The 21,718-nt window shown below is 68.7% G+C and carries 22 protein-coding genes; 13 read left to right on the top strand and 9 right to left on the bottom strand.

The features are described 5' to 3' along the window. Positions 1-92 precede the first annotated feature (92 nt). Positions 93-659: a phosphatidylglycerophosphatase A family protein gene (locus CBM2594_RS14160; RefSeq protein WP_116357373.1), complete on the top strand. Its 567-nt coding sequence runs from the start codon at positions 93-95 to the stop codon at positions 657-659. A 73-nt stretch (positions 660-732) separates the two neighbouring features. Next, entirely contained in the window at positions 733-1,230 is a 498-nt protein-coding gene (locus CBM2594_RS14165) for a CinA family protein (protein WP_116357374.1), read from the top strand. Between the two features lie 93 nt (positions 1,231-1,323). On the opposite strand, the gene pyrF is transcribed toward CBM2594_RS14165, so the two are convergent. After that, entirely contained in the window at positions 1,324-2,142 is an 819-nt protein-coding gene (gene pyrF, locus CBM2594_RS14170) for an orotidine-5'-phosphate decarboxylase (protein WP_116357375.1), read from the bottom strand. A 209-nt stretch (positions 2,143-2,351) separates the two neighbouring features. Between pyrF and CBM2594_RS14175 the strand changes: the two genes are divergently transcribed. Both CBM2594_RS14175 and corA read left to right on the top strand, forming a co-directional pair. Further along, positions 2,352-3,251, top strand: a complete 900-nt coding sequence (locus CBM2594_RS14175; protein WP_116357376.1) for a DMT family transporter — start codon at positions 2,352-2,354, stop codon at positions 3,249-3,251. Between the two features lie 555 nt (positions 3,252-3,806). Further along, positions 3,807-4,769, top strand: a complete 963-nt coding sequence (gene corA / locus CBM2594_RS14180; protein WP_012353861.1) for a magnesium/cobalt transporter CorA — start codon at positions 3,807-3,809, stop codon at positions 4,767-4,769. A gap of 11 nt (positions 4,770-4,780) precedes the next feature. Here corA and mtgA read toward each other — a convergent pair whose 3' ends face one another. The 8 genes from mtgA to mpl form a co-directional block, all read right to left on the bottom strand. Further along, positions 4,781-5,482, bottom strand: a complete 702-nt coding sequence (gene mtgA, locus CBM2594_RS14185; RefSeq protein WP_116357790.1) for a monofunctional biosynthetic peptidoglycan transglycosylase — start codon at positions 5,480-5,482, stop codon at positions 4,781-4,783. 89 nt (positions 5,483-5,571) lie between these two features. Continuing rightward, positions 5,572-6,459, bottom strand: coding sequence for a shikimate dehydrogenase (aroE, locus tag CBM2594_RS14190; RefSeq protein WP_116357377.1), 888 nt, complete (start codon positions 6,457-6,459; stop codon positions 5,572-5,574). Then, on the bottom strand, positions 6,459-7,391 hold the full coding sequence (locus CBM2594_RS14195) for an energy transducer TonB (RefSeq protein ID WP_116357378.1): 933 nt from the start codon (positions 7,389-7,391) through the stop codon (positions 6,459-6,461). Before CBM2594_RS14195 ends, aroE begins: the two co-directional genes overlap by 1 nt. Before the next feature lie 124 nt (positions 7,392-7,515). Continuing rightward, positions 7,516-9,630, bottom strand: coding sequence for a ribonuclease catalytic domain-containing protein (locus CBM2594_RS14200; RefSeq protein ID WP_116357379.1), 2,115 nt, complete (start codon positions 9,628-9,630; stop codon positions 7,516-7,518). Between the two features lie 253 nt (positions 9,631-9,883). Beyond that, positions 9,884-10,624, bottom strand: coding sequence for a 3-oxoacyl-ACP reductase FabG (fabG, locus tag CBM2594_RS14205; RefSeq protein WP_116357380.1), 741 nt, complete (start codon positions 10,622-10,624; stop codon positions 9,884-9,886). After that, complete coding sequence (locus CBM2594_RS14210; RefSeq protein ID WP_116357381.1) at positions 10,621-11,286, bottom strand: chorismate--pyruvate lyase family protein; 666 nt, start codon at positions 11,284-11,286, stop codon at positions 10,621-10,623. Before CBM2594_RS14210 ends, fabG begins: the two co-directional genes overlap by 4 nt. Further along, positions 11,283-11,897: a YqiA/YcfP family alpha/beta fold hydrolase gene (locus CBM2594_RS14215; protein ID WP_116357382.1), complete on the bottom strand. Its 615-nt coding sequence runs from the start codon at positions 11,895-11,897 to the stop codon at positions 11,283-11,285. Before CBM2594_RS14215 ends, CBM2594_RS14210 begins: the two co-directional genes overlap by 4 nt. Positions 11,898-11,911: 14 nt before the next feature. After that, positions 11,912-13,300: a UDP-N-acetylmuramate:L-alanyl-gamma-D-glutamyl-meso-diaminopimelate ligase gene (gene mpl, locus CBM2594_RS14220; protein ID WP_116357383.1), complete on the bottom strand. Its 1,389-nt coding sequence runs from the start codon at positions 13,298-13,300 to the stop codon at positions 11,912-11,914. A 189-nt stretch (positions 13,301-13,489) separates the two neighbouring features. On the opposite strand from mpl, the gene CBM2594_RS14225 reads away from it, so the two are divergent. The 9 genes from CBM2594_RS14225 to CBM2594_RS14265 all read left to right on the top strand — a co-directional run bounded on the left by CBM2594_RS14225 (position 13,490) and on the right by CBM2594_RS14265 (position 21,701). Continuing rightward, positions 13,490-14,179: a UDP-N-acetylmuramate--alanine ligase gene (locus CBM2594_RS14225; protein ID WP_116357384.1), complete on the top strand. Its 690-nt coding sequence runs from the start codon at positions 13,490-13,492 to the stop codon at positions 14,177-14,179. Positions 14,180-14,211: 32 nt separating this feature from the next. Continuing rightward, positions 14,212-14,760 (top strand): TlpA family protein disulfide reductase, encoded by a 549-nt coding sequence (locus tag CBM2594_RS14230; protein WP_116357385.1) that lies wholly within the window; start codon positions 14,212-14,214, stop codon positions 14,758-14,760. Positions 14,761-14,957: 197 nt separating this feature from the next. Beyond that, positions 14,958-15,455, top strand: a complete 498-nt coding sequence (aroQ, locus tag CBM2594_RS14235; protein WP_116357386.1) for a type II 3-dehydroquinate dehydratase — start codon at positions 14,958-14,960, stop codon at positions 15,453-15,455. 167 nt (positions 15,456-15,622) lie between these two features. Further along, a complete protein-coding gene (gene accB, locus CBM2594_RS14240) occupies positions 15,623-16,084 on the top strand; it encodes an acetyl-CoA carboxylase biotin carboxyl carrier protein (RefSeq protein WP_116357387.1) in 462 nt (153 codons plus the stop codon). Between the two features lie 246 nt (positions 16,085-16,330). Beyond that, positions 16,331-17,683, top strand: coding sequence for an acetyl-CoA carboxylase biotin carboxylase subunit (gene accC, locus CBM2594_RS14245; RefSeq protein WP_116357388.1), 1,353 nt, complete (start codon positions 16,331-16,333; stop codon positions 17,681-17,683). Between the two features lie 39 nt (positions 17,684-17,722). After that, positions 17,723-18,616 (top strand): 50S ribosomal protein L11 methyltransferase, encoded by an 894-nt coding sequence (prmA, locus tag CBM2594_RS14250; protein ID WP_116357389.1) that lies wholly within the window; start codon positions 17,723-17,725, stop codon positions 18,614-18,616. 9 nt (positions 18,617-18,625) lie between these two features. Then, the gene (locus CBM2594_RS14255; RefSeq protein ID WP_116357390.1) at positions 18,626-20,026 is read left to right on the top strand and encodes a DUF3426 domain-containing protein; all 1,401 of its coding nucleotides are present in this window, start codon (positions 18,626-18,628) and stop codon (positions 20,024-20,026) included. A 99-nt stretch (positions 20,027-20,125) separates the two neighbouring features. Further along, positions 20,126-20,626 carry a thiol peroxidase gene (gene tpx / locus CBM2594_RS14260; RefSeq protein ID WP_111519157.1) on the top strand — a complete coding sequence of 167 codons (501 nt, stop codon included), beginning with the start codon at positions 20,126-20,128 and terminating at the stop codon, positions 20,624-20,626. Between the two features lie 127 nt (positions 20,627-20,753). Further along, entirely contained in the window at positions 20,754-21,701 is a 948-nt protein-coding gene (locus CBM2594_RS14265) for a carbohydrate kinase family protein (RefSeq protein ID WP_116357391.1), read from the top strand. Positions 21,702-21,718: the final 17 nt, after the last annotated feature.

Below are 21,718 nucleotides of genomic sequence, written 5' to 3' on the forward strand. Positions count from 1 at the left end.
CGGCGCCTGCGCGGGAACGGGAGTCCCGCACGCATCGCAGCGCAAGCCGGCCATAACCATAAGCGGTATCCGCACCACACGAGCCAACTTTGATGTCCACCTTCCCTCCCGGGGCCGCGCCGCGCGACCCCGCCCTGACCCTGGAAGCCGGCCAGACCGTCAAGGTCACGCGCCCGAGCGCGCGCTTCATGCTGGCCCATCCGGCGCACCTGATCGCCTTCGGCTTCGGTTCGGGCCTGTCGCCGGTCGGTCCCGGCACCGTGGGCACGCTCTACGCGTGGCTGTCGTTCGTGGTGATTTCGCTGTGGATCGAGCCCGCCAGCTGGCTGTGGATCATCGCCGGCGGTTTCGTCGTGGGCCTGTGGGCGTGCGCCCGCACCGCGCGCGACATGGGCGTGCACGACCACGGCAGCATGGTCTGGGACGAGATCGTTGCGTTCTGGCTGGTGCTGGCCTTTGTCATGCCGACCGGCTTCTGGGGCCAGTTCGCCGCCTTCCTGTGGTTCCGGCTGTTCGATATCGCCAAGCCGGCGCCGATCGGCCACTATGACCGCACGTTGAAAGGCCCGGGCCTGCGCGGCGGCTTCGGCGTGATGTTCGACGACATCTTCGCCGCGTTCTACACGCTGCTGGTGTTTGCCTTGTGGCGCTCGTTCTGAGCGGCAAACGCCCGTCGCCAGCCATGCACGCCGATCCCTGCCTGATTTCCCGATAACCACCCCTGCACCGATCATGTCCGTCAGCCGCCTGCTCGACCAGCTCGCCATCCAGGCCGGCGTCGCCCTCGCCGACAAATCCCTGATGCTGGCCACCGCCGAATCCTGCACCGGCGGCCTGGTCGCCGCTGCCATTACCGACGTGTCCGGCTCGTCGGGCTGGTTCGAGCGCGGCTTTGTCACGTATTCCAACGAAGCCAAGTCGACCATGCTGGGCGTGCCCGCGAGGCTGATCCGCGATCACGGCGCGGTCAGCGAGGAGGTCGCGCGCGCCATGGCCGAAGGCGCGCTGCTGAACAGCCGCGCGCAGGTGGCGCTGTCGATCACCGGCGTGGCGGGACCGAACGGAGGCACCCCCGAGAAACCGGTGGGCATGGTGTGCTTCGGCTGGAGCAACCGCATCACCACCCGTACCGAAACCCAGCGCTTTCGCGGCGACCGCGGCCAGATCCGCCGCCAGGCGGCCGAACACGCGATGCGCGGGCTGCTGGAACTGATCCGCAACGAGGCCTGAGAGGGGCCTTCCGCAAGCTTCGGCGCCCTTCTTCCACGCACCCAATAAAAAACCGCGCCGTTCCGGGCGCGGTTTTTTGTTCTGGACCAGCGCTCAGCCGTGCCGATAGCGGTTGATGGTCTCGCGCGTCTGCATTGCGACCTGGCGCGCCGCCGAGGCGAAGTCTTTCTCGCGGCTGGCATAGAGGATGGCGCGCGACGAATTGATCATCATGCCGGTGCCGTCAGCGGTGCGCCCGGCCTTCACCGTGGCCTCGATGTCGCCGCCCTGGGCGCCGATGCCGGGAATCAGCAGCGGCATGTCGCCGACGATCTGGCGCACCCGCGCAATCTCGTTGGGGAAGGTCGCCCCGACCACCAGGCCGATCTGGCCGGTGGTGTTCCAGCGCTCGCGCGCGGCCTCGGCCACCAGCTGGTACAGCGGCTTGCCGTCGACCTGCAGGAACTGCACGTCCGACCCCCCGGGGTTGGAGGTGCGGCACAGCACGATCACGCCGCGGTCCGGGTAGGCCAGGTAGGGCTGCATCGAGTCGAAGCCCATATACGGGCTGACCGTGACGGCATCGGCCTGGTAGCGCTCGAAGGCTTCCAGCGCATAGTGCTCGGCGGTCGAGCCGATGTCGCCGCGCTTGGCGTCCAGGATCACCGGGATGCCGGGGTGGGCGTCGTGGATATAGTGGATCAGCTGTTCGAGCTGGTCTTCGGCGCGCTGCGAATGGAAGTAGGCGATCTGCGGCTTGAAGGCGCAGACCAGGTCGGCGGTGGCGTCGACGATCTCGCGGCAGAACGAGAAGATGGCGCCGCCCGCTCCGGTCAGCGACAGAGGAAGCTTGTGCGGGTCAGGATCGAGCCCGACGCACAGGAGGGAATCGTTGCGCTGCCAGGCGGCAGCAAGCTGCTCGGTGAAAGTCATGGGTACTCGGAGTGTCCTGGTGGCGCCGGCGCCTCATTGAAGGGGCCATCGTAGGCCGATGGGCTCGGCCGGCGCGGTTGGCCGCAGCGGCGTGAAAACCTTTCATCCCTGCAGCATATGTCGCTTTCGGCAATTTTACCCGCTGCGTGCTATCGTTTTGCGCTTCCTCTCAAAACAATGCGCGGCATCCCGCACAGCCGCGTCCCGTCATGTCTCTCGATCGCCGCGGTCTCTTCCTGCTTGTCGTGCTCACGCTGGCCTGGGGCATCAACTGGCCCATCATGAAAATCGGCGTGGCGCATTTTCCGGCAATGGGCTTCCGCCTGCTGTGCATGGCCGGCGGCCTGGTGGCGCTGGGGCTGGCGCTGCGGCTGCGCGGCGATTCGCTGGCGGTGCCGCGGCGCGAATGGGGCACGGTGATCCGGCTGGCGCTGCCCAATATGGTGATCTGGCACCTGTTCGCGATCTGCGCGGTCAAGATGCTGTCGTCCGGCCGCGCCGCCATCCTCGGCTACACCATGCCGATCTGGGCGGTGGTCTGGGGCCTGGTGTTCTTCCGCGAGCGCATCGGCGCGTGGGCCTGGCTGGGCATCGGCTGCGCGCTGGCGGGCACGGTGCTGCTGCTGTCGGGCGAGCTGGCCGCGCTGACCGGCAGCCCCGCCGGCACGCTGCTGATGCTGCTGGCCGCGGCCGGCTGGGGCTTCGGCACCCAGCTGATGAAGCGCACCCAGACCGACGTGCCGATCGGCGCCATGACTTTCTGGATGCTGGCGGTGACGCTGCCGTTCCTGGCGCTGGGCTCGCTGCTGCTGGAAGACGGCTGGCGCATGCCCACCGCGATCGAATGGGCCGCGATCGCCTACAACGCGGTGGTGGTCTTCGCCTTCTGCCACCTGGTCTGGTTCGGGCTGGCGCGCAGCCTGCCGCCGGTGGTGTCGAGCCTGTCGATCATGTTCATCCCGGTGGTGGGCGTGTTCTCGGGGATGTGGCTGCTGGGCGAGCAGCCGCACTGGCAGGACTACGCCGCCATCGTGCTGATGTTCCTGGCGCTGTCCTCGGTGATGCTGGCGCCGCTGTTGTGGCGCCGGCTGCGCGGCGTGGCGGGCTGAGGCCCGCGGCGCGTGCCGGGACCGCCAGGCGGCAACGGCACAACCCCGTCGCGGAGATTTCACTTAACAAGCCACCCTCCGTTGGGCTACACTCGCGGCCATCACAATCCCGGAGAAATTACGTGGGCAGTAGCATCGGGTGTTCGAGTTGCCGCAGCAACGCTGCGACGTCTGCGAATGCCATGTCACTGCGGGCTGCGTAACGACGACCCGCCCGGAGCATCCGGCTCCGCGCCTCGTCGGCCTTGCCCGCAGTCAGAACTGCGGGCGAGTGTCTTTCCATGCCACCGGCGGCGCCTCCATGCGCGCCAACCGTGGCGGATCTTCCCTCTCCCGGCTAGCCAGCCAACCCAGGCAAACGCCATCGCCTTGTCCGCCTGCCCCGCGCAGCCGCGGCACAGCGCGATCACGCTTGCCCGTGGCCCGGCCTTGCGCGGCTTGCCGCCGGGCCATGACGGGGCATGACGCAATACCTGGGAATGCGGCGAGCCGCCTGCGCTTGTCTTCGCGCTTGTCTTTGTTTTTCGTCGCAATCAGCAATAAGGAATCCCGGGGATGATCAACCTGTTCGTCCTGCAAAAAGGCCGGCTTGCCCAGGAGCAGGTCGACGAGCGCAATGAGCTGCTGCAGCACAAGCCGATCTGGATCGATGTCGTCAATCCCGACGACGAGGAACTGAACTGGATCAAGGAAGCCTATGGCGTCGCCCTTCCCGAACTGGAAGACCTGGGCGACCTGGAAGCGTCCGCGCGTTATTTCGAGGGCGAGGACGAGAATATCCATATCCGCACCGACTTCCTGCTCGACGAGGAAGAGGTGTCGCGCAACGTGCGCGTGGCCTTCGTGCTGACCAAGGACGTGCTGTTCTCCATCCACGACGAAGACCTGCCGGTGTTCCGCCTGGTGCGGCTGCGCGCCCGCATGCGCCCGGGCTCGGTGCGCAACGCCAAGGACGTGCTGATGGACCTGTACGCGACCGACGCGGAATACTCGGCCGACTCGATCGAGGAAGTCTACGAACGGCTGGAAGAAGCCAGCCGCCGCGTGCTGGCCGAGAACGTGACCGATGCCGCCGCGGCCGACGTGCTGGAAACCATCGCGCGCGAGGAAGACCTGAACGGACGCATCCGCCGCAACGTGATGGACACGCGCCGCGCGGTGTCCTTCCTGATGCGCAGCCAGCTGTTGTCGGCCGAGCAGCAGGACGAGGCGCGCCAGATCCTGCGCGACATCGACTCGATCGAGAACCACACCGCGTTCCTGTTCGACAAGATCAACTTCCTGATGGACGCCACCGTCGGTTTCATCAACATCAACCAGAACAAGATCATCAAGCTGTTCTCGGTGGTGTCGGTGGCGCTGATGCCGCCCACGCTGATCGCCAGCATCTACGGCATGAACTTCAAGTTCATGCCGGAGCTGGACTGGGGTGCCGGGTATCCGTGGGCGATTGCGCTGATGGCGGTGTCGGCGGCGATCCCGCTGGTGTATTTCCGCAGGAAGGGGTGGTTGAGCTGAGGCCCGCGGCCTCAGTCCGGCAGCGTTGCCGCCCCCATCCGACGCGCGATGATGCCCGCCTTGGCGCGGAAGTTCACGCGCACGTTGGCGCAGTATTCCTTCTTGTCGAAGCACTTGGGCGCCGGGAGCGCCGCCGCCAGGCGCGCCGACTGGCCCACGCTGAGCTTGTCGGCGCTGGTGCGGAAGTAATGCTGCGCCGCGGCCTGCGCGCCGAACACGCCCTCGCCCCACTCCACCGAATTCAGGTAGATCTCGTAGATGCGCTGCTTGTCGAGCCAGAATTCGAGCATCCAGGTGATCGCCAGCTCCTGGCCCTTGCGCAGGTAATGCTGCTCGGACGACAGGAACAGGTTCTTGGCCAGCTGCTGCGTGATGGTGGAACCGCCGCGCACGATGCGGCCGCGCTTCTTGTTGCGCTCCCAGGCATCGAGCATGGCGTCCAGCTCATAGCCGGGATGGTTGACGAAATCGGCGTCCTCGCTGGCGATCACCGCGCGCTTGAGGTTGCGCGAGATGCGGTCGTACGGCACCCACTGCCGGTCGAGGCCGCAGTTCCACACATTGATGCCGCACAGGCGCCAGCGCTCGGCGCGCATGAAGGTGGTGGTGGTGGGATTCAGGTACTGCCAGCTGGCGATCTGCACGAAGAAGTACAGCTGCATCGCCACCACGCCGGCGGCCACGCAGCCCAGCAGGTAGCCGAGCCAGCGCACCGGATTGAAGACGGCGCGGGCCGGCGCCGCGTGGGTGCGGGCGGCACTGGCCGTGCGCTTGCGGTTGGCCACGGCTGGCGGCGCCCCGGTCAGCCCTTGCGTTCGGCCTGCAGCGCGGCGCGCAGCTCGGCCAGCACGGGTGCGGTGCGCGGACGCACGCCGCGCCAGATGTAGAAGGCCTCGGCGGCCTGCTCGACCAGCATGCCCAGGCCGTCGCTCGCGCGCGCGCCGCAGCGCGCGGCGAACTGCAGGAACACGGTGGGCTCGGCGCCGTACATCATGTCGTAGGCCAGCACGCCCTCACCGAGCAGGAACTCGGGCACCGGCGGCACCTCGCCGTGCAGGCTGCTGGACGAGGCATTGATGACCACGTCGACGGCTTCGTCCTCGGACAGGCCCTCGAGCGCATCGAGGCCGCCGCCCCACAGCTCGACGCCATACTGGTCGGCCGCCTCGACGAATTCTTCGAGCATGTCGCTGGCGCGCGACGCGGTGCGGTTGGCCACCACGATGCGCGAGGGACGGCATTCGATCAGCGGCAGCATCGCGCCCATCGCCGCGCCGCCGGCGCCCAGCAGCAGCACGCGCTTGCCTTCGATCAGCGTATCGAGATTGTCCTGGATATCGCGCACCAGGCCGATGCCGTCGGTATTGTCGCCATGGACCAGGCCCTCTTCGATCCACAGCGTGTTGACCGCGCCGGCGGCCTCGGCGCGTTCGGTCAGCTGGTCGGCCAGGTCATAGGCCTCCAGCTTGAACGGCACGGTCACGTTGCAGCCGTAGCCGCCGTCGGCAAAGAACTTGCGCACGGTGTCGGCAAACCCGTCCAGCGGCGCCTCCAGCCGGTCGTACTGCACGGCCTCGCCGGTCTGGCGCGCGAAGGCGGCGTGGATGGCCGGCGAACGGCTGTGCGCGACCGGGTTGCCGATCACCACATAGCGGTCGGGGCTGGCTTGGGAAGGGTCAGTGGATGTCATCAGCGTGCCTGCAAGCGGGTTTCCAGCCCGCTGCGCGAAAACTTGAAAGTGGATATGACTTCGAGGATGTCCTGGCGCGACGTCATCTCGGCGGTAAAGGCGCCGAACGGCGCGGCCGCGCGCACGATCGCCACCGCCTGGCGGTCCAGCGCGGGATCGCCCGAGCTCTTGACCACGTCGATGGCATCGACGTTGTAGCCGTCGCGGTTGTAGCCCAGCTTGCCCTGCCGGTTGACGTTGATCACCAGGATCAGCTGGCCATAGAGCGGCTTGCCGTTGCGCTGCGGGAAGTCGGTGGTGCCGCGCGCCTCGATCTTGCGGCGCAGCCGGTCGTAGTACTGCGCGTAGTCGACTGCCTGCGCGCTGGTGGCGGTCAGCTGGAAACGCTTGGGCCGCTTGGCGTAGTGGTCCAGGTTGCGGCCGATCTCGGCTTCCAGCCTGGCCATTTCGTCGGTGGAGGTGCGCTCGTCCTGGCCGCGCTGCGGCGTGTCCTGGCGTTTCTCGCCGGGCTTGAGCGGCTGGTTGCGCACCGCGGGCGCAGCTTCGCGCGCCTGGGTCAGCAGGCGCTGCTGCTCCTGTTCCAGCTGCTCGACCCGGCGCTGCACCTGGCGCACCAGGTCGCCCTCCTGCGTCAGGGTCTGCGCCGGCAGCGGCGTGGTGGCGCGCTGCAGGTCATGGTCGCCGCCGCCGTCCAGGTTGGCCTGCGCCAGCGCGGTCGGGTTGCGCGGCTTCTGCGCCGACTTGGCATTGACCAGCACCACGTCCAGCGCGGCATCGCTGCGCTTGATCTCGAAGACTTCCGGCGCGGCCACCCGCACCATCAGCAGCAGCGCGTGCACGGCCACGGAAATGGCCAGCGCCCGGGCCAGCATACTGCTGTGGTGCCACCTGGCATGCCACCAGGGGCGGGAAGCGGCAAGAGTGGCGTTCACGATGGATGGATGAGGGCTCGGCGGACAACCGCGGCGGCACCGGCCGGTGCCGGCTGGCAGAGCGGGGCCACGGGCCCCGGATCAGACCCGCATTGTAAGGGAGCCCCGCGGATTTCCGAAGGCTTCAGCCGGCCGCGGGGGCGCCGGTGTCGCGCTCGCCCGACGGCTCGCCGGCCTCGTCGGCGGCATCTTCGGCGCCGGCTTCGGCCGGCTCCGGATCGGCCACGCCCGTGGCCTGCTCGGCGGCTTCCTCGGCCGCCACGTCGGCAGCGGCTTCGGCGGACAATTCAGCGGCTTCCTCGTCGCTTTCCAGCTCTTCTTCGGGCACTTCGCCTTCACCGGCAAAGATTTCCAGCACCCGGCACGAGACCTCCAGCGTGATCTCGTCGGTCTCGCCGATTTCCAGCAGCACCTGGGTGCCGCGCTGCGCCTGCACCAGCTCGGGCACGCGCGTGACCAGCGGGATCTCGGTAAAGCGCACCGCGCCTTCCTTGAGCACCGAGGCCACCATGCGCTCGCGGTTCTCCTGCTTGAGCCAGCGCAGGCACCAGTAGCGCTCCATGGTCGACTGGTGGTCGGCATAGGCGGCGTAGGTGCCTTCAAAGTCCGCCACCGCGGCCAGCAGGTCGGCGTCCTTGGGCTTGAACGGCGCCACCAGCTTGGCGGTCACGCCGTGCTGGGCCACCGCCAGGATCTGCCACTGGTTGACCAGGTCGACATAGCGGCGCAGCGGCGAGGTGCTCCACGCGTACTGCGCCACGCCCAGCCCTTCGTGCGGCGCCGGGTAGGTCTGCATGCGCGTGCGGTGCATGCCCCAGGCCTTCTGCGTGCGGTAGATGCCCGGCACGCCATGGTCGGCCAGCAGCTTGCCCCAGGTGCTGTTGGCCAGGATCATCATCTCGGCCACGATCTTGTCCAGCGGCGAGCCGCGCTTGCGCTGCTCGATGCGCACGCGCTGGCTGCCGTCGGCCTGGTCGTCCAGGTAGAAATTGAAGTCCGCGCGGTTGTGAGTCTCTGGACGCAGGCCGCTGGCCAGGCGCGCCTTCTGGCGCTCGTCGTACAGGGAGCCGGCAAAGTGCCACAGCTGCGTCAGCGCGTCGCGGAACGGGTAGTCGCCGGTGCCTTCGGCAAGCGAGGCCTCGGTGATGACCTCATCCAGCAGGTTATGGCGCAGGTTGGCGGCGATCGGCACCAGCTCGGCGCGGGTCTCGCTGCCGGTGACCAGCCACACGGTCGGGTCCACCGTCACGTACAGCGACAGCGCGGGACAGGTTCGCCCTTCCTGCAGCGTGTAGCGCTCGACCACCGGGTCCGGCAGCATGGTGATCTTGTCGCCCGGGAAGTAGACCGTCGACAGGCGCTGGCGCGCGACCGCGTCGAGCGGCTCGCCGCGGCGGATGCCCAGTGCCGGCGCGGCGATATGGATGCCGATGCGCAGCTTGCCGTCGGGCAGCCGGGTCACGGACAGCGCGTCGTCGATCTCGGTGGTGGTGACGTCGTCGATGGAGAAGGCCTCGACGTCCGCCAGCGGCAGGTCGGCGGGCGGCTCGGGCACGTCGGTATCGGGAAAGCCGGTGCCCTTGGGGAAGCACTCGGCGAGGAACTTGGCCTCGTGCAGCGCGCGCGCGCTGGCGACGCCGCCGGCGGCCACCATCAGCCGCATCGGGCTCATGCCGAGCGCGGTGCAGGCCGCGTCCATGGCCTTGTATTCCAGGCTGTTCTTGTCCGGCTTGAACAGCAGCTGCAGCACCTTGTTGCGGAACGATTCCGGCAGCGTCAGCGCCTTGAGCTGTTCCTCATATTCGGCCTGCACCAGCGCCTGCTGGCGCTTGCGCTCGAGCGCGGCGAGCGCGGCCTTGAGCTGGTCTTCGGGCGCGCGCTGGTAGCGGCCGCGCCCCTTGCGGCGGAAGTACACCGGGTTGCCATGCAGCGCCATCGCCAGCGCCGCCTGCTGCACCGCGCCGGGCTCGGCCCCGTAGTATTCGGCGGCCAGCTCGGCAAAGCCGAATTCGGCCTCGGGCGCGCATTCCCACAGGAAGTCCAGGTCGATCTCGGCCACCATGTCGCCGGTCTGGCGCACCAGCTCGGCCGCCGACGGCTGCGCGAACTGCAGCAGCACGTCGCGCGACTTGACCTTGGTGCGCTTGCCGGCAGGCAGCTCCACCTGGTAGGCCTCGCCCTGCTGGTTCAGCACGGTGCCGGCGCGGATCTCGCCGCCTTCTTCGAACAGCAACTGCATCGATCGGTACTTTCAACTATGCGCGGAACCGCGCCGGGCGGCCTTGTGGCCAGCGCTGGAGCGGATCCTGTGGGAGAAATGGTGCCACCGCGCGCACCCGGACATCAATGTGTGCGAACGGGAACGGGTGCGGGGCGCGAGTGCCTGTCGGCGGCCTGTGGCCCACCAGCGGCCGTGCCGCAAGGACCCGGCCTGAGACCTGGCATGATACCGCACCCCGGTCCGGCCGCTCCCGGGTGCGGACCCGGCGGGCTCAGAGCGACATGCCGCCGCTGGCCTCGATCGCCACGCCGTTGACGTAGCTGGCGTCGTCGCTGGCCAGGAAGGCGTAGATGCTGGCGATCTCGGCGGGCTCGGCCAGCCGGCGCAGCCAGCACGATGATTTCATGCCGTCCAGCACCTTGTCCGGCACGGTCTGCAGGATCTCGGTGTTGACGAAGCCCGGGCACACCGCGTTCACGCGCACGCCCTTGGGGCCCAGCTCGCGCGCCCAGGTCTTGGTGAAGCCGATCACGCCGAACTTGCTGGCCGCATAGTTGGTCTGGCCGAAATTGCCGTACAGGCCGACCACGCTGGAGGCGTTCAGGATCACGCCCTTGCCCTGCTCGGTCATCAAGCCGGCCACGGCTTGCGCGCAGTTGAACACGCCCTTCAGGTTGACGTCGATGACGGCGTCGAACTGGGCCTCGGTCATCTTGGCCAGGCGCGCGTCCTTGGTGATGCCGGCGTTGTTGACCAGGATATCGACGCGGCCGTGCGCGGCCAGCACCGCCGCCACCATGGCGTCGACCTCGTCGCGGCGCGTCACGTCGACGCGGTAGGCCGAGACGGTGGCGCCGGTGGCCGCCAGCTTGCCGGCGGCCTCGCGCACGCGCGCTTCCTGAACGTCGCACAGCACGACGATGGCGCCGTCTTCGGCAAAGCGCTGCGCGGTGGCAAAGCCGATGCCGGCGGCGGCACCGGTGATGATGGCAACCCGACCCTGCAGTTTCATCTCGTGGTCTCTTTCTTGATTTCGGTAGTGTGTGTCGAAACAGGGCTTCGGTCTGTCGTCCGCATATATTTGGGATGCGGTACCGCCTCGGTCCCCGGGGATGGCCGCGACAGCAGGTCTGGCAGGAACACTTCTGTCACGAGCATGACGCCGCCGCCGCGCCGGAACACCGAGCGGCGCGCGGTCAGCATCGGCACGCCCGCCATGGCCGGCAGCACGCGGTGCAGCGCCTGGCGCAGCGGGTGGTGCGGCAGCAGCCGCGCAAACTGGAACGGCTCGCGCCGCACTGCCGGATCGACGAACAGGCGCCCGCCCAGCGGGCGCTCGCCCAGCCCGCGCAGGAACGGCCAGTCGCGGCGCGCATGGCGCAGCCGCACCACGGTGTGGGCGAACACGGCGGGGATGTCGTCGCAGACCAGCAGCACCTCGCGCGTCAGCGCGGGCGTGCGGTCGGGCTGGCCCAGCGCCTGCCATTCGTCGGCAAGCGGGCGCCGCGGCGCCTGCAGCAGCCGCGCCACGCGAAAGCGCGCGGAAGCGGCCACCAGCCGCGCCGTCAGCGAGCCGTCATCGCCGGTGACCCAGCGCCGCAGGTTGGGCGGAATGGCCGCGTCGAAGGCCAGGTGCGGGCTCCAGGCGCTGCGGCGCACCGACTGCGCGCTCATGCCGCGCCGGCGCCGGCCGGCACCTTGCCGCCGGGGCCATAGCCGCAGAACGAGAGTACATCGTCGACGTAGTCGGCAAATTCGCTGATGCCGTGGTCGCTGCCTTCGATCTCGCGGATCTTCGCGCCGGGGCAGGCATCGACCATTTCGCGGTAGTCCAGCACCTCGTCGCCGGTAGCCGCGATCAGGTAATAGCGTTCGGGCTGGGTGAGGGTGTCCACGCGCAGGTCCAGCAGCTCCTGCAGGTGGCGGCGTTCGACCGTGACCGAGCCGCCGCCGTGCCACAGCGGCTGTTCGCCGAGATAGCTTTCGAGGTCGGTCCAGGGATGGATGGCGGGATTGAGCAAGACCGTCTTGCAGCCGTGCCGCTCGCCCAGCCAGCGCGCATAGAAGCCGCCCAGCGACGAGCCGACGATGGCGATGTCCTGGTCGCCGCCCGCCTGCGCCGCGCGGATCGCCGCCTCGGCCTGGGCAATGGCCAGCGCCGGCGAGACATTGAGCGTGGGGCAGGCGTAGTAGCGGCCCACGCCCCACTCGCGCATGCGCGCCTGCACCAGCCGGGCCTTGAAGGATTGCGGGGAAGAGCGGAATCCGTGCAGATACAGCAGCATGGCGGTGGATCCGGTCAGCCCGCCGTGCGCTGGCCCAGCGCGTCGAGCAGCTTCTGGTGCACGCCGCCGAAGCCGCCGTTGCTCATCACCAGCACCTGGTCGCCCGGCTGCGCCGCGGCGCGCACGGCCTGCACCAGCGCGCCAAGGTCCTGGAACGCGGTGGCCTTGCCGCCCAGCGGCGCCAGCGCTTCGGCCAGGTCCCAGCCCAGCGCGTCCTTGCCGGCGGGGGCGCCGTAGCCGAACACCAGGTCGGCCTGCTCCAGGCTGGCCGGCAGCTGCGCCTTCATCACGCCCAGCTTCATGGTGTTGGAGCGCGGCTCCAGCACCGCCAGGATGCGGGCATTGCCGACGCGGCGGCGCAGCCCGTCCAGCGTGGTCTGGATCGCGGTCGGATGGTGGGCGAAATCGTCATAGACGGTCACGCCGCCGGCCACGCCGCGCACTTCCATGCGGCGCTTGACGTTGGCGAAGCGCGACAGCGACGCGATGGCCTGCGCGACCGGCACGCCGACATGGCGCGCGGCGGCAATCGCGGCCAGCGCGTTCATGCGGTTATGGGTGCCCTGCAGGTCCCAGACCACGGTGCCGGCGACGGCGTCGCCGAACCAGACGTCGAAGGCATCCTTGCCCGGCGCCGCATCGGTGCCGGCAGCGTCGCTCTCGCGCCAGTCCCCCACACCAAATTGTTCGACTTCGCTCCAGCAGCCGCGCTCCAGCACCCGCGCCAGGCTCTCTTCCACGCCATTGACGACGATCCGGCCCTGGCCCGGCACGGTGCGCACCAGATGGTGGAACTGGGTCTCGATCGCGGCCAGATCCGGGAAGATGTCGGCGTGATCGTATTCCAGGTTGTTCAGGATGGCGGTGCGCGGGCGATAGTGGACGAACTTGCTGCGCTTGTCGAAAAACGCGGTGTCGTACTCGTCGGCCTCGATCACGAAGAAGTCGGATTCGGTCACGCGCGCCGAGATGCCGAAGTTCTGCGGCACCCCGCCCACCAGGAAGCCGGGGTTGTAGCCGGCATCTTCCAGGATCCAGGCCAGCATCGAGGTGGTGGTGGTCTTGCCGTGCGTCCCGGCCACCGCCAGCACCCACTTGCGCGCCAGCACGTGCTCGCCCAGCCATTGCGGGCCCGACACATAAGGGAGGTTGCGGTCGAGGATGGCCTCCATCAGCGGATTGCCGCGCGAGACCACGTTGCCGATCACGAACAGGTCGGGCGCCAGCGCCAGCTGGGCTGGGTCGAAGCCTTCGATCAGTTCGATTCCCTGGGCTTCGAGCTGGGTGCTCATCGGCGGATAAACGTTGGCATCGCAGCCGGTGACGCGGTGGCCGGCCTGCTTGGCCAGCACCGCCAGGCCGCCCATGAAGGTGCCGCAGATGCCAAGGATATGAATATGCATGGGTTCCCGGAATGACTTGAAGCCCGCAGGCGTGGGGATTCGGGCCCGGCGGCGCGGCGGCTGGCTGGAGCCTTGCGGAGCGGCGGCGGCCGGGCAGGAAGCCTCCGATTGTACCCGAGCGCCAGCGCCCTTCGCTGCACTGCGGCAGCGCGCGCCGCGCGTGCGCGGACGCCTCCGGTATCATGGGGCATGACCCGACGTACCGCCCCAGACCCCACCCGCCTGCGCGAGGAAATCGCCCAGGCCGCCGCCCGCATGATTGCCGAGGACGGTGCCGACTACGCCACCGCCAAGCGCAAGGCCGCGCGTCAGGTGCTCGGCGAACAACGCGTCCCCGGCGAATGGCTGCCCGACAACGAGCAGGTCGAAGCCGAGGTGCGCGCCTACCAGGCGCTGTTCCACGCCGACAGCCAGCCGCGCGTGCTGGCGCTGCTGCGCCGGCTGGCGGTGATGGCCATGCAGGACCTGGCGCCGTTCCGCCCCTACCTGGTGGGCGCCGTGCTCAACGGCACCGCCACGGAACACTCCGATATCTATCTGCAGTGCTTCTGCGACAGCGCCAAGGACGCGGCGCTGCACCTGATCAACGCCGGTGTCGACTTCGAAACCAGCGAGAGCCGCCACTTCGGCGGCCGCGGCGAGGTCGAAACGCTTAGCTTCCTGTGGAAGGGCCAGTGGCCAGATCGCCGCGAGGCGCGCCTGCTGGCGGGCGAGGTGCGCGCGGAACTGGGTGCGCCAGTCGGCATCCATATAGCACTGTATGATGCCGTCGATGAACGCGGCGCAGTGCGGGCGGACGCCTCCGGGCGCGCGGCACGCGCCGATGTGCAGGCCGTGCAAGCGCTGCTGGATGCCACGGACGCCGCCGGCAGTGCCTGAAGCCCCCGTATATTTACTGGTTCAACCCCTCCATGACTGAAACCGTCGCCCCGCCCGTTCGCCGCTCCCGCCTCTGGCTGTGGATCGTTGTGGCCGTGATCGCCTGCGCGGCTGGTGCGCTGGCCGGGCACTTCGTGTTCTCGCCCAAGCCCGCCAGCGACCACGCCGTCGAAACCTTGTTTCAGTCCCGCCTGCCGGATCCGGCCGGAACGGAGCTCGATCTGGGCAAGCTGCGTGGCAAGACCGTCGTGGTCAACTTCTGGGCGCCGTGGTGCGGGCCGTGCGTCGAGGAAATGCCTGAGCTGACCGCGCTGCATGAGGAGTACAAGCAGCGCCAGGTGGAATTTGTCGGTATCGGCATCGATTCGGCGGCGAATATCCAGCAGTTCACCCAGAAGGTGCCGGTGGCGTACCCGCTAGCTGTAGCTGGATTTGCCGGAACCGAGCTGTCGCGCAATTTTGGCAACAGCGCCGGCGGATTGCCCTACACCGTCGTCATCAGCCCTGACGGGTCCGTGAAGTATCGCAAGATGGGCCGGGTGACGGCGGACGAATTGCGCGCCGTGCTGCCTCGCACCTGACGCTTTCCTGATAGCAACTTCGCTCAACTTCGGTTTTTTCGAAGCTTTTGTCACCGCTGCGCGACTGAATCTGACGAAAGTGCTCAAAACAGCGCCACGAGCGCGCCGCACGGCGGCAAGCCCTGTATCGCGTGCTAGACAAATCCCTCTAAGCTACGGTAATCTCCGCGCAATTTCGTTGATCTGGTCGAGCCGCCGTGACTGCAACCCGCTCTATCCGTCGCTCACCCCGCTACCGCAAGGTGCTGGTCCTGCACGGGCCTAACCTTAACCTGCTGGGGACGCGCGAGCCGGAGACCTACGGGCACACGACGCTGGCCGATATCGATACGGCGCTGGCCGAACGTGCGGCAAAAGCCGGCATGTCGCTGGAGACGTTCCAGTCCAACCACGAAGGGGCGCTGGTCGACCGCATCCACGCCGCGCGTGCGGAAGGGGTCGAGTTCATCATCATCAACCCGGCCGCCTTCACGCATACCAGCGTGGCGCTGCGCGATGCGCTGGCCGGCGTGGCCATCCCGTTCGTCGAGGTGCACCTGTCGAACGTGCACCGGCGCGAAAGCTTCCGGCACCACTCCTATTTCTCGGACGTGGCGGTCGGGGTGGTCTGCGGGCTTGGCTGGCAGGGTTACCTGCTGGCGCTGGACTATGTACTGGGCCAGGAGCAGCCCCCACCCGAGAGTTCGGGGAGCTGAGCCCCCACAAGGATTTTTTCGACAACCTGCGCGCGCCGCCCGGCGGCCTGCGCCCGTTGGCGTGCCTCGGCACGGCGGGCGCGGATTTCCGGTGGCCGGCACAACGATTGTTCCGCCACGGCCCGTCCCGGGCAGCGGCGGAAAACCCGATTCAGGAGGATAAAAAGATGGACCTGCGCAAGCTGAAGACGCTTATCGACCTGGTGGCCGAATCCGGCATCTCCGAGCTGGAAGTCACCGAAGGCGACGGCAAGGTACGCATCGTCAAGCAACCGCCGCAAGTCGTCGCCGCGCCGATGGCCATGCCGCAGATGCAGGCCCTGCCCGCCGCGCCTGCCGCGGCCCCCGCCGGCGCCGCCGCACCGGCGGCCGAGCCGGTTGCCCAGCTGCCCGCCGGCCATGTGGTGACCTCGCCGATGGTGGGCACCTTCTACCGTGCCCCGTCGCCGGGCGCCGCACCGTTCGTCAACGTCGGCGACTCGGTCAAGGAAGGCCAGACCGTCTGCATCATCGAAGCCATGAAGCTGCTCAACGAGATCGAGTGCGACAAGGCCGGCGTGATCAAGGAAATCCTGGTCGAGAACGGCCAGGCCGTGGAATACGGCCAGCCGCTGTTCGTGATCGGCTGATCCTGACCGGCATGCCGGGTCCGAGGCTGCGGCCGGCCGCGCAAGCGGTCCACTGCGGCCCCTCCCGCGCGGCATGCCACGGCGCTTCCCGCGCCAGGGACGTTGTGGGCTTCGCGGCCCGTTCCGTGCAGTTCCCTGCAGTTCCCGCAGTATCGCGGCCCGGGTGGCCACCTGCCACCACGGAGCGCGCCCGGCGTGCCATTGCGCCGCGCAGCGGGACCGCTACTGTTCTCGCAGAGAGAGACCATGTTTGAAAAAATTCTGATCGCGAACCGCGGCGAAATCGCTCTTCGCATCCAGCGCGCCTGCCGCGAACTGGGCATCAAGACGGTCGTGGTGTACTCCGAGGCCGACAAGGAGGCCAAGTACGTGCGCCTGGCAGATGAAGCCGTCTGCATCGGCCCGGCCCCGTCGCCGCTGTCGTACCTGAACATGCCCGCCATCATCTCGGCCGCCGAGGTGACCGACGCGCAGGCCATCCATCCCGGCTACGGCTTCCTGTCCGAGAACTCGGACTTTGCCGAGCGCGTGGAGAAGTCCGGCTTCGTCTTTATCGGCCCGACCGCCGACAGCATCCGGCTGATGGGCGACAAGGTCTCGGCCAAGCAGGCCATGATCAAGGCCGGCGTGCCGTGCGTGCCCGGCTCGGACGGCGCGCTGCCCGACGATCCCAAGGAAATCCTGGCAACGGCGCGCCGCGTCGGCTACCCGGTGATCATCAAGGCCGCCGGCGGCGGCGGCGGCCGCGGCATGCGCGTGGTGCATACCGAAGCCGCGCTGATCAACGCCGTCAACATGACGCGCGAGGAAGCCGGCCGCGCCTTCGGCAATCCCGAGGTCTACATGGAGAAGTTCCTCGAGAACCCGCGCCATGTGGAAATCCAGATCCTGGCCGACCAGCACAAGCAGGCCATCTGGCTGGGCGAGCGCGACTGCTCGATGCAGCGCCGCCACCAGAAGGTGATCGAGGAAGCCCCCGCGCCGCATATCCCGCGCCGCCTGATCGAGCGCATCGGCGACCGCTGCGCCGAGGCCTGCAAGAAGATGGGCTACCGCGGCGCCGGCACCTTCGAGTTCCTGTACGAGAACAACGAGTTCTACTTCATCGAGATGAACACGCGCGTGCAGGTCGAGCACCCGGTCACCGAGATGATCACCGGCATCGACATCGTGCAGGAGCAGATCCGCATCGCCTTCGGCGAGAAGCTGCGCTTGCGCCAGAAGGACGTGCAGTTCCGCGGCCACGCGATCGAATGCCGCGTGAACGCCGAGGATCCGTTCAAGTTCACGCCGTCGCCGGGCCGCATCACCGCCTGGCACATGCCCGGCGGCCCCGGTGTGCGGGTGGACTCGCACGCGTATGATGGCTATTTCGTCCCGCCCAACTACGATTCGATGATCGGCAAGATCATCACCTACGGCGCCACGCGCGAGCAGGCCATCGCCCGCATGCGCATCGCCCTGTCGGAGATGGTGGTCGACGGCATCCAGACCAACGTGCCGCTGCATCGCGAGCTGATGATGGACGCCAACTTCGTCGAAGGCGGCACCAGCATCCATTATCTCGAGCATCGCCTGGCAGAACGCGCGAAGGCCTGAGCATCGGCCTGAGCAACCCGCAGCAACAGAAGGAAGCCCGTGGCATTTCAGGAATGTGTGATCGAAGTGGCGCAGGACCAGGCCGAAGCCTGGTCTGACGCCCTGTTCGACCTCGGCGCGCTGTCGGTCTCGGTGGAAGACGCCGATGCCGACACGCCCGATGAGCAGCCGTTGTTCGGCGAGCCCGGGCTGGAACCGAAGCAACTCGCGTGGAACCGCTCGCGCGTGGTCGCGCTGTTCGGCGACGACGCCGACCCGGCCGTGGTGGTGGCAGCCGCCGCCAACCAGCTCGGCATCGACCCGGTGCCGGCTTACCAGCTGCGCGCGGTCGAGGACCAGGACTGGGTGCGGCTGACGCAATCGCAGTTCGAGCCGATCCGCGTGGGCGAGCGCATCTGGGTGGTGCCGTCGTGGCACGACGCGCCCGAGCCCGACGCCGTGGTGCTTGAGCTGGACCCGGGCCTGGCCTTCGGCACCGGCAGCCATCCCACCACGCGGCTGTGCATGCAGTGGCTGGAGCAGAACCTGAAGCCGAGCGAAACCGTGCTCGACTACGGCTGCGGCTCCGGCATCCTGGCGATCGTGGCGCGCAAGCTCGGCGCGGGCGACACGGTCGGCATCGACATCGACCCCAACGCGGTGGAAGCATCGCGCTACAACGCCGAACGCAACCGCGTCGAGGCGTCGTTCGCGCTGCCGGAATCCGTGTCCGAAGCCAGCTACGACCTGGTGGTCGCCAATATCCTGTCCAATCCGCTCAAGCTGATGGCCGCGATGCTGAGCGCGCGCGTGCGCGCCGGCGGGCGGCTGGTGCTGTCCGGCGTGCTCGAGCGCCAGGCCGACGAAGTGGCCGCGGCCTACGCCCCCTGGCTGCCGCTGACGGTGTGGCGCAGCGAGGAAGGCTGGGTCTGCCTGCACGGCACCCGCCCCTGAATCCAACCGATGGCCGCCGTCAAGCTAGTCACGCGCTGCCCGGCCTGCCGCACCGCCTTCCGGCTGGTCGCCGACCAGCTGCGCCTGCGCCAGGGACTGGTGCGCTGCGGCCAGTGCGAAACCGTGTTCGACGCGCGCGAGCACCTGATCGAGATTCCGCTGCCTGCGGGCAGCACCGCGCCCTCGGCACAGAAGCCGGCGGCCGCGCCCGCGCCTGCCGCCGCGGCCGCTGAAACCACGGCGCCGCCCGCATCGGCGCCAGCGACGGACGCCCCGACTCCCGCCTTCACCCCGACCATCGACCCCGGCTACGACGTGCCTGCGCTCGATGCGCCGACCATGCTGATGTCGTCGCCCGAGGACATGGGCGCGCCGCCGCAGGCGGGCATGGACGATGCCGAGATCGAGCGCGCGCTGCGCGAAGCCAACGCAGCCGTCGCCGACCGCGATGCGCGCGAGGCGCAGCGCCAGGCTGCTGGCCCGGTCGCCGAAGCGGCGCCGGCGCCGGCACAGCCGCCCGCCCCGGCCACCGCGTGGCCGGCGCTCGATCACGGCGCGCTCGATAGCCCGGCCGCGAAACCCGCGGCACCGGCCCCCGCCGCCATCCCCAGCGCGAGCGAATTCCTGCGCGCGGCATCGGCCGATGAGGCATCCGATGCCGCGCTCTGGCCGGATCACGCGCCGCGCCCGGCTGACCCGGCTCCGGCCGCCGCGCCGCCGACCGCATTGCCCGGCATCGGCGAGCAGGACGAAGCGCGCGCCGCCGGTCCCGACACCATTGCCAGCGCCACCGGCGGCGCCGTCGCGCGCGAGCAGGCGACGCGCCGCTGGGTCCGCGCCGAAGCCCCGGCCGGCCCGGTGTTCGCCCCTGACTTCCTGCGGCACGCGCGCGAGCGCGAGCGCGAACGCCAGCCGCGCCGGCCCCTCACAGTGCCGCGCGCTGCCTGGCGCGTGGCCGCCGTGGTACTCGCCATCGCCGCGCTGTTGCAGCTGGCGTACCTGGGACGCAGCCAGCTCGCCGGACACTTTCCGATGCTGCGCCCGGCACTCGAGGCGGCCTGCGCACCGCTGGGCTGCACGGTGCCGCCGTGGCGCGACATCGACGCGCTGCGCATCGAGACCTCGCAATTGCAGCGCCAGGATGAAGGCGGCGACACCTACCTGCTGGCGGTCACGCTGCGCAACCTGGGCCGCGCCAGCACCGCGCTGCCGGCGATCGAACTGGTGATGACCGACCTGCAGGACCAGCTGCTGCTGCGCCGGGTGCTGCAGCCCGCGGAATACCTGGAGCCGTCGCAACAGGTCTTCGCCGCGCAGGGCTTGCGCGCGGGCATGGAGCTGCCGGTTCGGGTACGATTCCGGACGCAGCAGGCGCCAGCCAACTATCGCGTGCTGATTTTTTACCCCTGAATTCCTGGCCCGCCGCCGGACCGAATCCGAGTCCGGCGGCAGGCCGCGCCCCCCGCTCCGGACACGAACCGGAAATCCATCAGATATCAAGGAGTAGACATGAGCAACGTCACCCTCGGCGGCAACGCCATCGAAGTCGCAGGCAAGTTCCCGCAAGCCGGCGACAAGGCGCCCGCCTTCTCGCTGGTCGGCAAGGACCTGAAGGACGTCACGCTGGCCGACTTCGCCGGCAAGCGCAAGGTGCTGAACATCGTCCCGAGCCTGGATACGCCGGTGTGCCAGGCATCCGCGCGCAAGTTCAACGAGGCAGCCAGCGGCCTGGCCAACACCGTGGTGCTGACCATCTCCGCCGACCTGCCGTTCGCCATGGGCCGCTTCTGCAGCGCCGAAGGCCTGGCCAACGTGGTGCCGCTGTCGACCATGCGCGGCGCCGAGTTCAAGGGCAACTATGGCGTTGACATCAAGACCGGCCCGCTCGCCGGCGTGACCGCCCGCGCCGTGGTGGTGCTCGACGAGAACGACACCGTCAAGTACAGCCAGCTGGTGCCCGAGATCAAGACCGAGCCCGACTACGACGCCGCCCTGGCCGCGCTGAAGTAACCGGCGGCGCGCCTGCGATGTCAGCGGCCGCCCGCAACCACGGGGCGGCCGCTTCTGTTTTCTGCATGACTGATTCCGCCCGCAAGGGCTCCGACCCACCCACACCACCCCGACACCTGGAGAGAGCATGGCCAGCCTGATCTGCGGCTCCGTCGCCTACGACACCATCATGACGTTCGACGGACGCTTCCGCGAACACATCCTGCCGGACCAGATCCATATGCTGAACGTCTCGTTCCTGGTGCCCGGCATGCGCCGCGAGTTCGGCGGTTGCGCCGGCAACATCGCCTATACGCTGAAGATGCTGGGGGGCGATCCGGTGGTGATGGCCACCGTCGGCGTCGACGCCGAACCCTACCTGGAATACCTGCGCAAGCTGGAGATCCCCACCGGCCACATCCGCGTGCTGCCGGAGACCTTCACCGCGCAGGCGATGATCACCACCGACCTGGACAACAACCAGATCACCGCCTTCCACCCTGGCGCAATGAGCCAGTCGCAGCTGAACCATGTCAAGCAAGCGCTGGGCGGCGCCCAGGCGCCGAGCCTTGGCATCGTCGCGCCCGACAGCCGCGAAGGCATGCTGCACCATGCGCGCCAGTTCGCCGAGGCCGGCGTGCCCTTCATCTTCGACCTGGGCCAGGCCATGCCGCTGTTCAACGGCGACGACCTCCGCGAGTTCGTTGAACTCGCCAGTTACGTGACAGTCAATGACTACGAGGCGCAGGTCCTGCTGTCCCGCACCGCGTGGACCAGCGCCGAGGTTGCCGCCAAGGTCCGTGCCTTCATCGTCACGCACGGCGAACGCGGCGCCAGCATCTTTGCCGATGGCCGCCAGCACGCGATCCCGGCCGTTGCGGCCGAGCGCATCGTCGACCCGACCGGCTGTGGCGACGCCTTCCGCGGCGGCCTGCTCTACGGCATTGAAAACGGATTAGACTGGGAAACGACCGGCCGCCTGGCATCGCTGATGGGGTCGGTCAAGATCGCGCAGCAGGGTCCGCAGAACCACTGGTTGTCGCGCGAGGAAATCGGCAACCGGTTCCAGTCTGCATTCGGGTACCGCTACGCCTGACCTGCGGCCGGCGCGTG

The sequence above is a fragment of the Cupriavidus taiwanensis genome (assembly GCF_900249755.1).
GTDB lineage: Bacteria > Pseudomonadota > Gammaproteobacteria > Burkholderiales > Burkholderiaceae > Cupriavidus > Cupriavidus taiwanensis_D.

Coding starts and splice junctions, on each gene's coding strand:
- CBM2594_RS14210 (WP_116357381.1), bottom strand. CDS start 11,286: ATGAGCGCGCAGTCGGTGCGCCGCAGCGCCTGGAGCCCGCACCTGGCC.
- CBM2594_RS14225 (WP_116357384.1), top strand. CDS start 13,490: ATGACCCGACGTACCGCCCCAGACCCCACCCGCCTGCGCGAGGAAATC.
- CBM2594_RS14200 (WP_116357379.1), bottom strand. CDS start 9,630: ATGCAGTTGCTGTTCGAAGAAGGCGGCGAGATCCGCGCCGGCACCGTG.
- CBM2594_RS14230 (WP_116357385.1), top strand. CDS start 14,212: ATGACTGAAACCGTCGCCCCGCCCGTTCGCCGCTCCCGCCTCTGGCTG.
- accC (WP_116357388.1), top strand. CDS start 16,331: ATGTTTGAAAAAATTCTGATCGCGAACCGCGGCGAAATCGCTCTTCGC.
- corA (WP_012353861.1), top strand. CDS start 3,807: ATGATCAACCTGTTCGTCCTGCAAAAAGGCCGGCTTGCCCAGGAGCAG.
- CBM2594_RS14255 (WP_116357390.1), top strand. CDS start 18,626: ATGGCCGCCGTCAAGCTAGTCACGCGCTGCCCGGCCTGCCGCACCGCC.
- fabG (WP_116357380.1), bottom strand. CDS start 10,624: ATGAAACTGCAGGGTCGGGTTGCCATCATCACCGGTGCCGCCGCCGGC.
- CBM2594_RS14175 (WP_116357376.1), top strand. CDS start 2,352: ATGTCTCTCGATCGCCGCGGTCTCTTCCTGCTTGTCGTGCTCACGCTG.
- CBM2594_RS14165 (WP_116357374.1), top strand. CDS start 733: ATGTCCGTCAGCCGCCTGCTCGACCAGCTCGCCATCCAGGCCGGCGTC.
- mpl (WP_116357383.1), bottom strand. CDS start 13,300: ATGCATATTCATATCCTTGGCATCTGCGGCACCTTCATGGGCGGCCTG.
- pyrF (WP_116357375.1), bottom strand. CDS start 2,142: ATGACTTTCACCGAGCAGCTTGCTGCCGCCTGGCAGCGCAACGATTCC.
- CBM2594_RS14215 (WP_116357382.1), bottom strand. CDS start 11,897: ATGCTGCTGTATCTGCACGGATTCCGCTCTTCCCCGCAATCCTTCAAG.
- aroE (WP_116357377.1), bottom strand. CDS start 6,459: ATGACATCCACTGACCCTTCCCAAGCCAGCCCCGACCGCTATGTGGTG.
- CBM2594_RS14265 (WP_116357391.1), top strand. CDS start 20,754: ATGGCCAGCCTGATCTGCGGCTCCGTCGCCTACGACACCATCATGACG.
- accB (WP_116357387.1), top strand. CDS start 15,623: ATGGACCTGCGCAAGCTGAAGACGCTTATCGACCTGGTGGCCGAATCC.
- tpx (WP_111519157.1), top strand. CDS start 20,126: ATGAGCAACGTCACCCTCGGCGGCAACGCCATCGAAGTCGCAGGCAAG.
- CBM2594_RS14160 (WP_116357373.1), top strand. CDS start 93: ATGTCCACCTTCCCTCCCGGGGCCGCGCCGCGCGACCCCGCCCTGACC.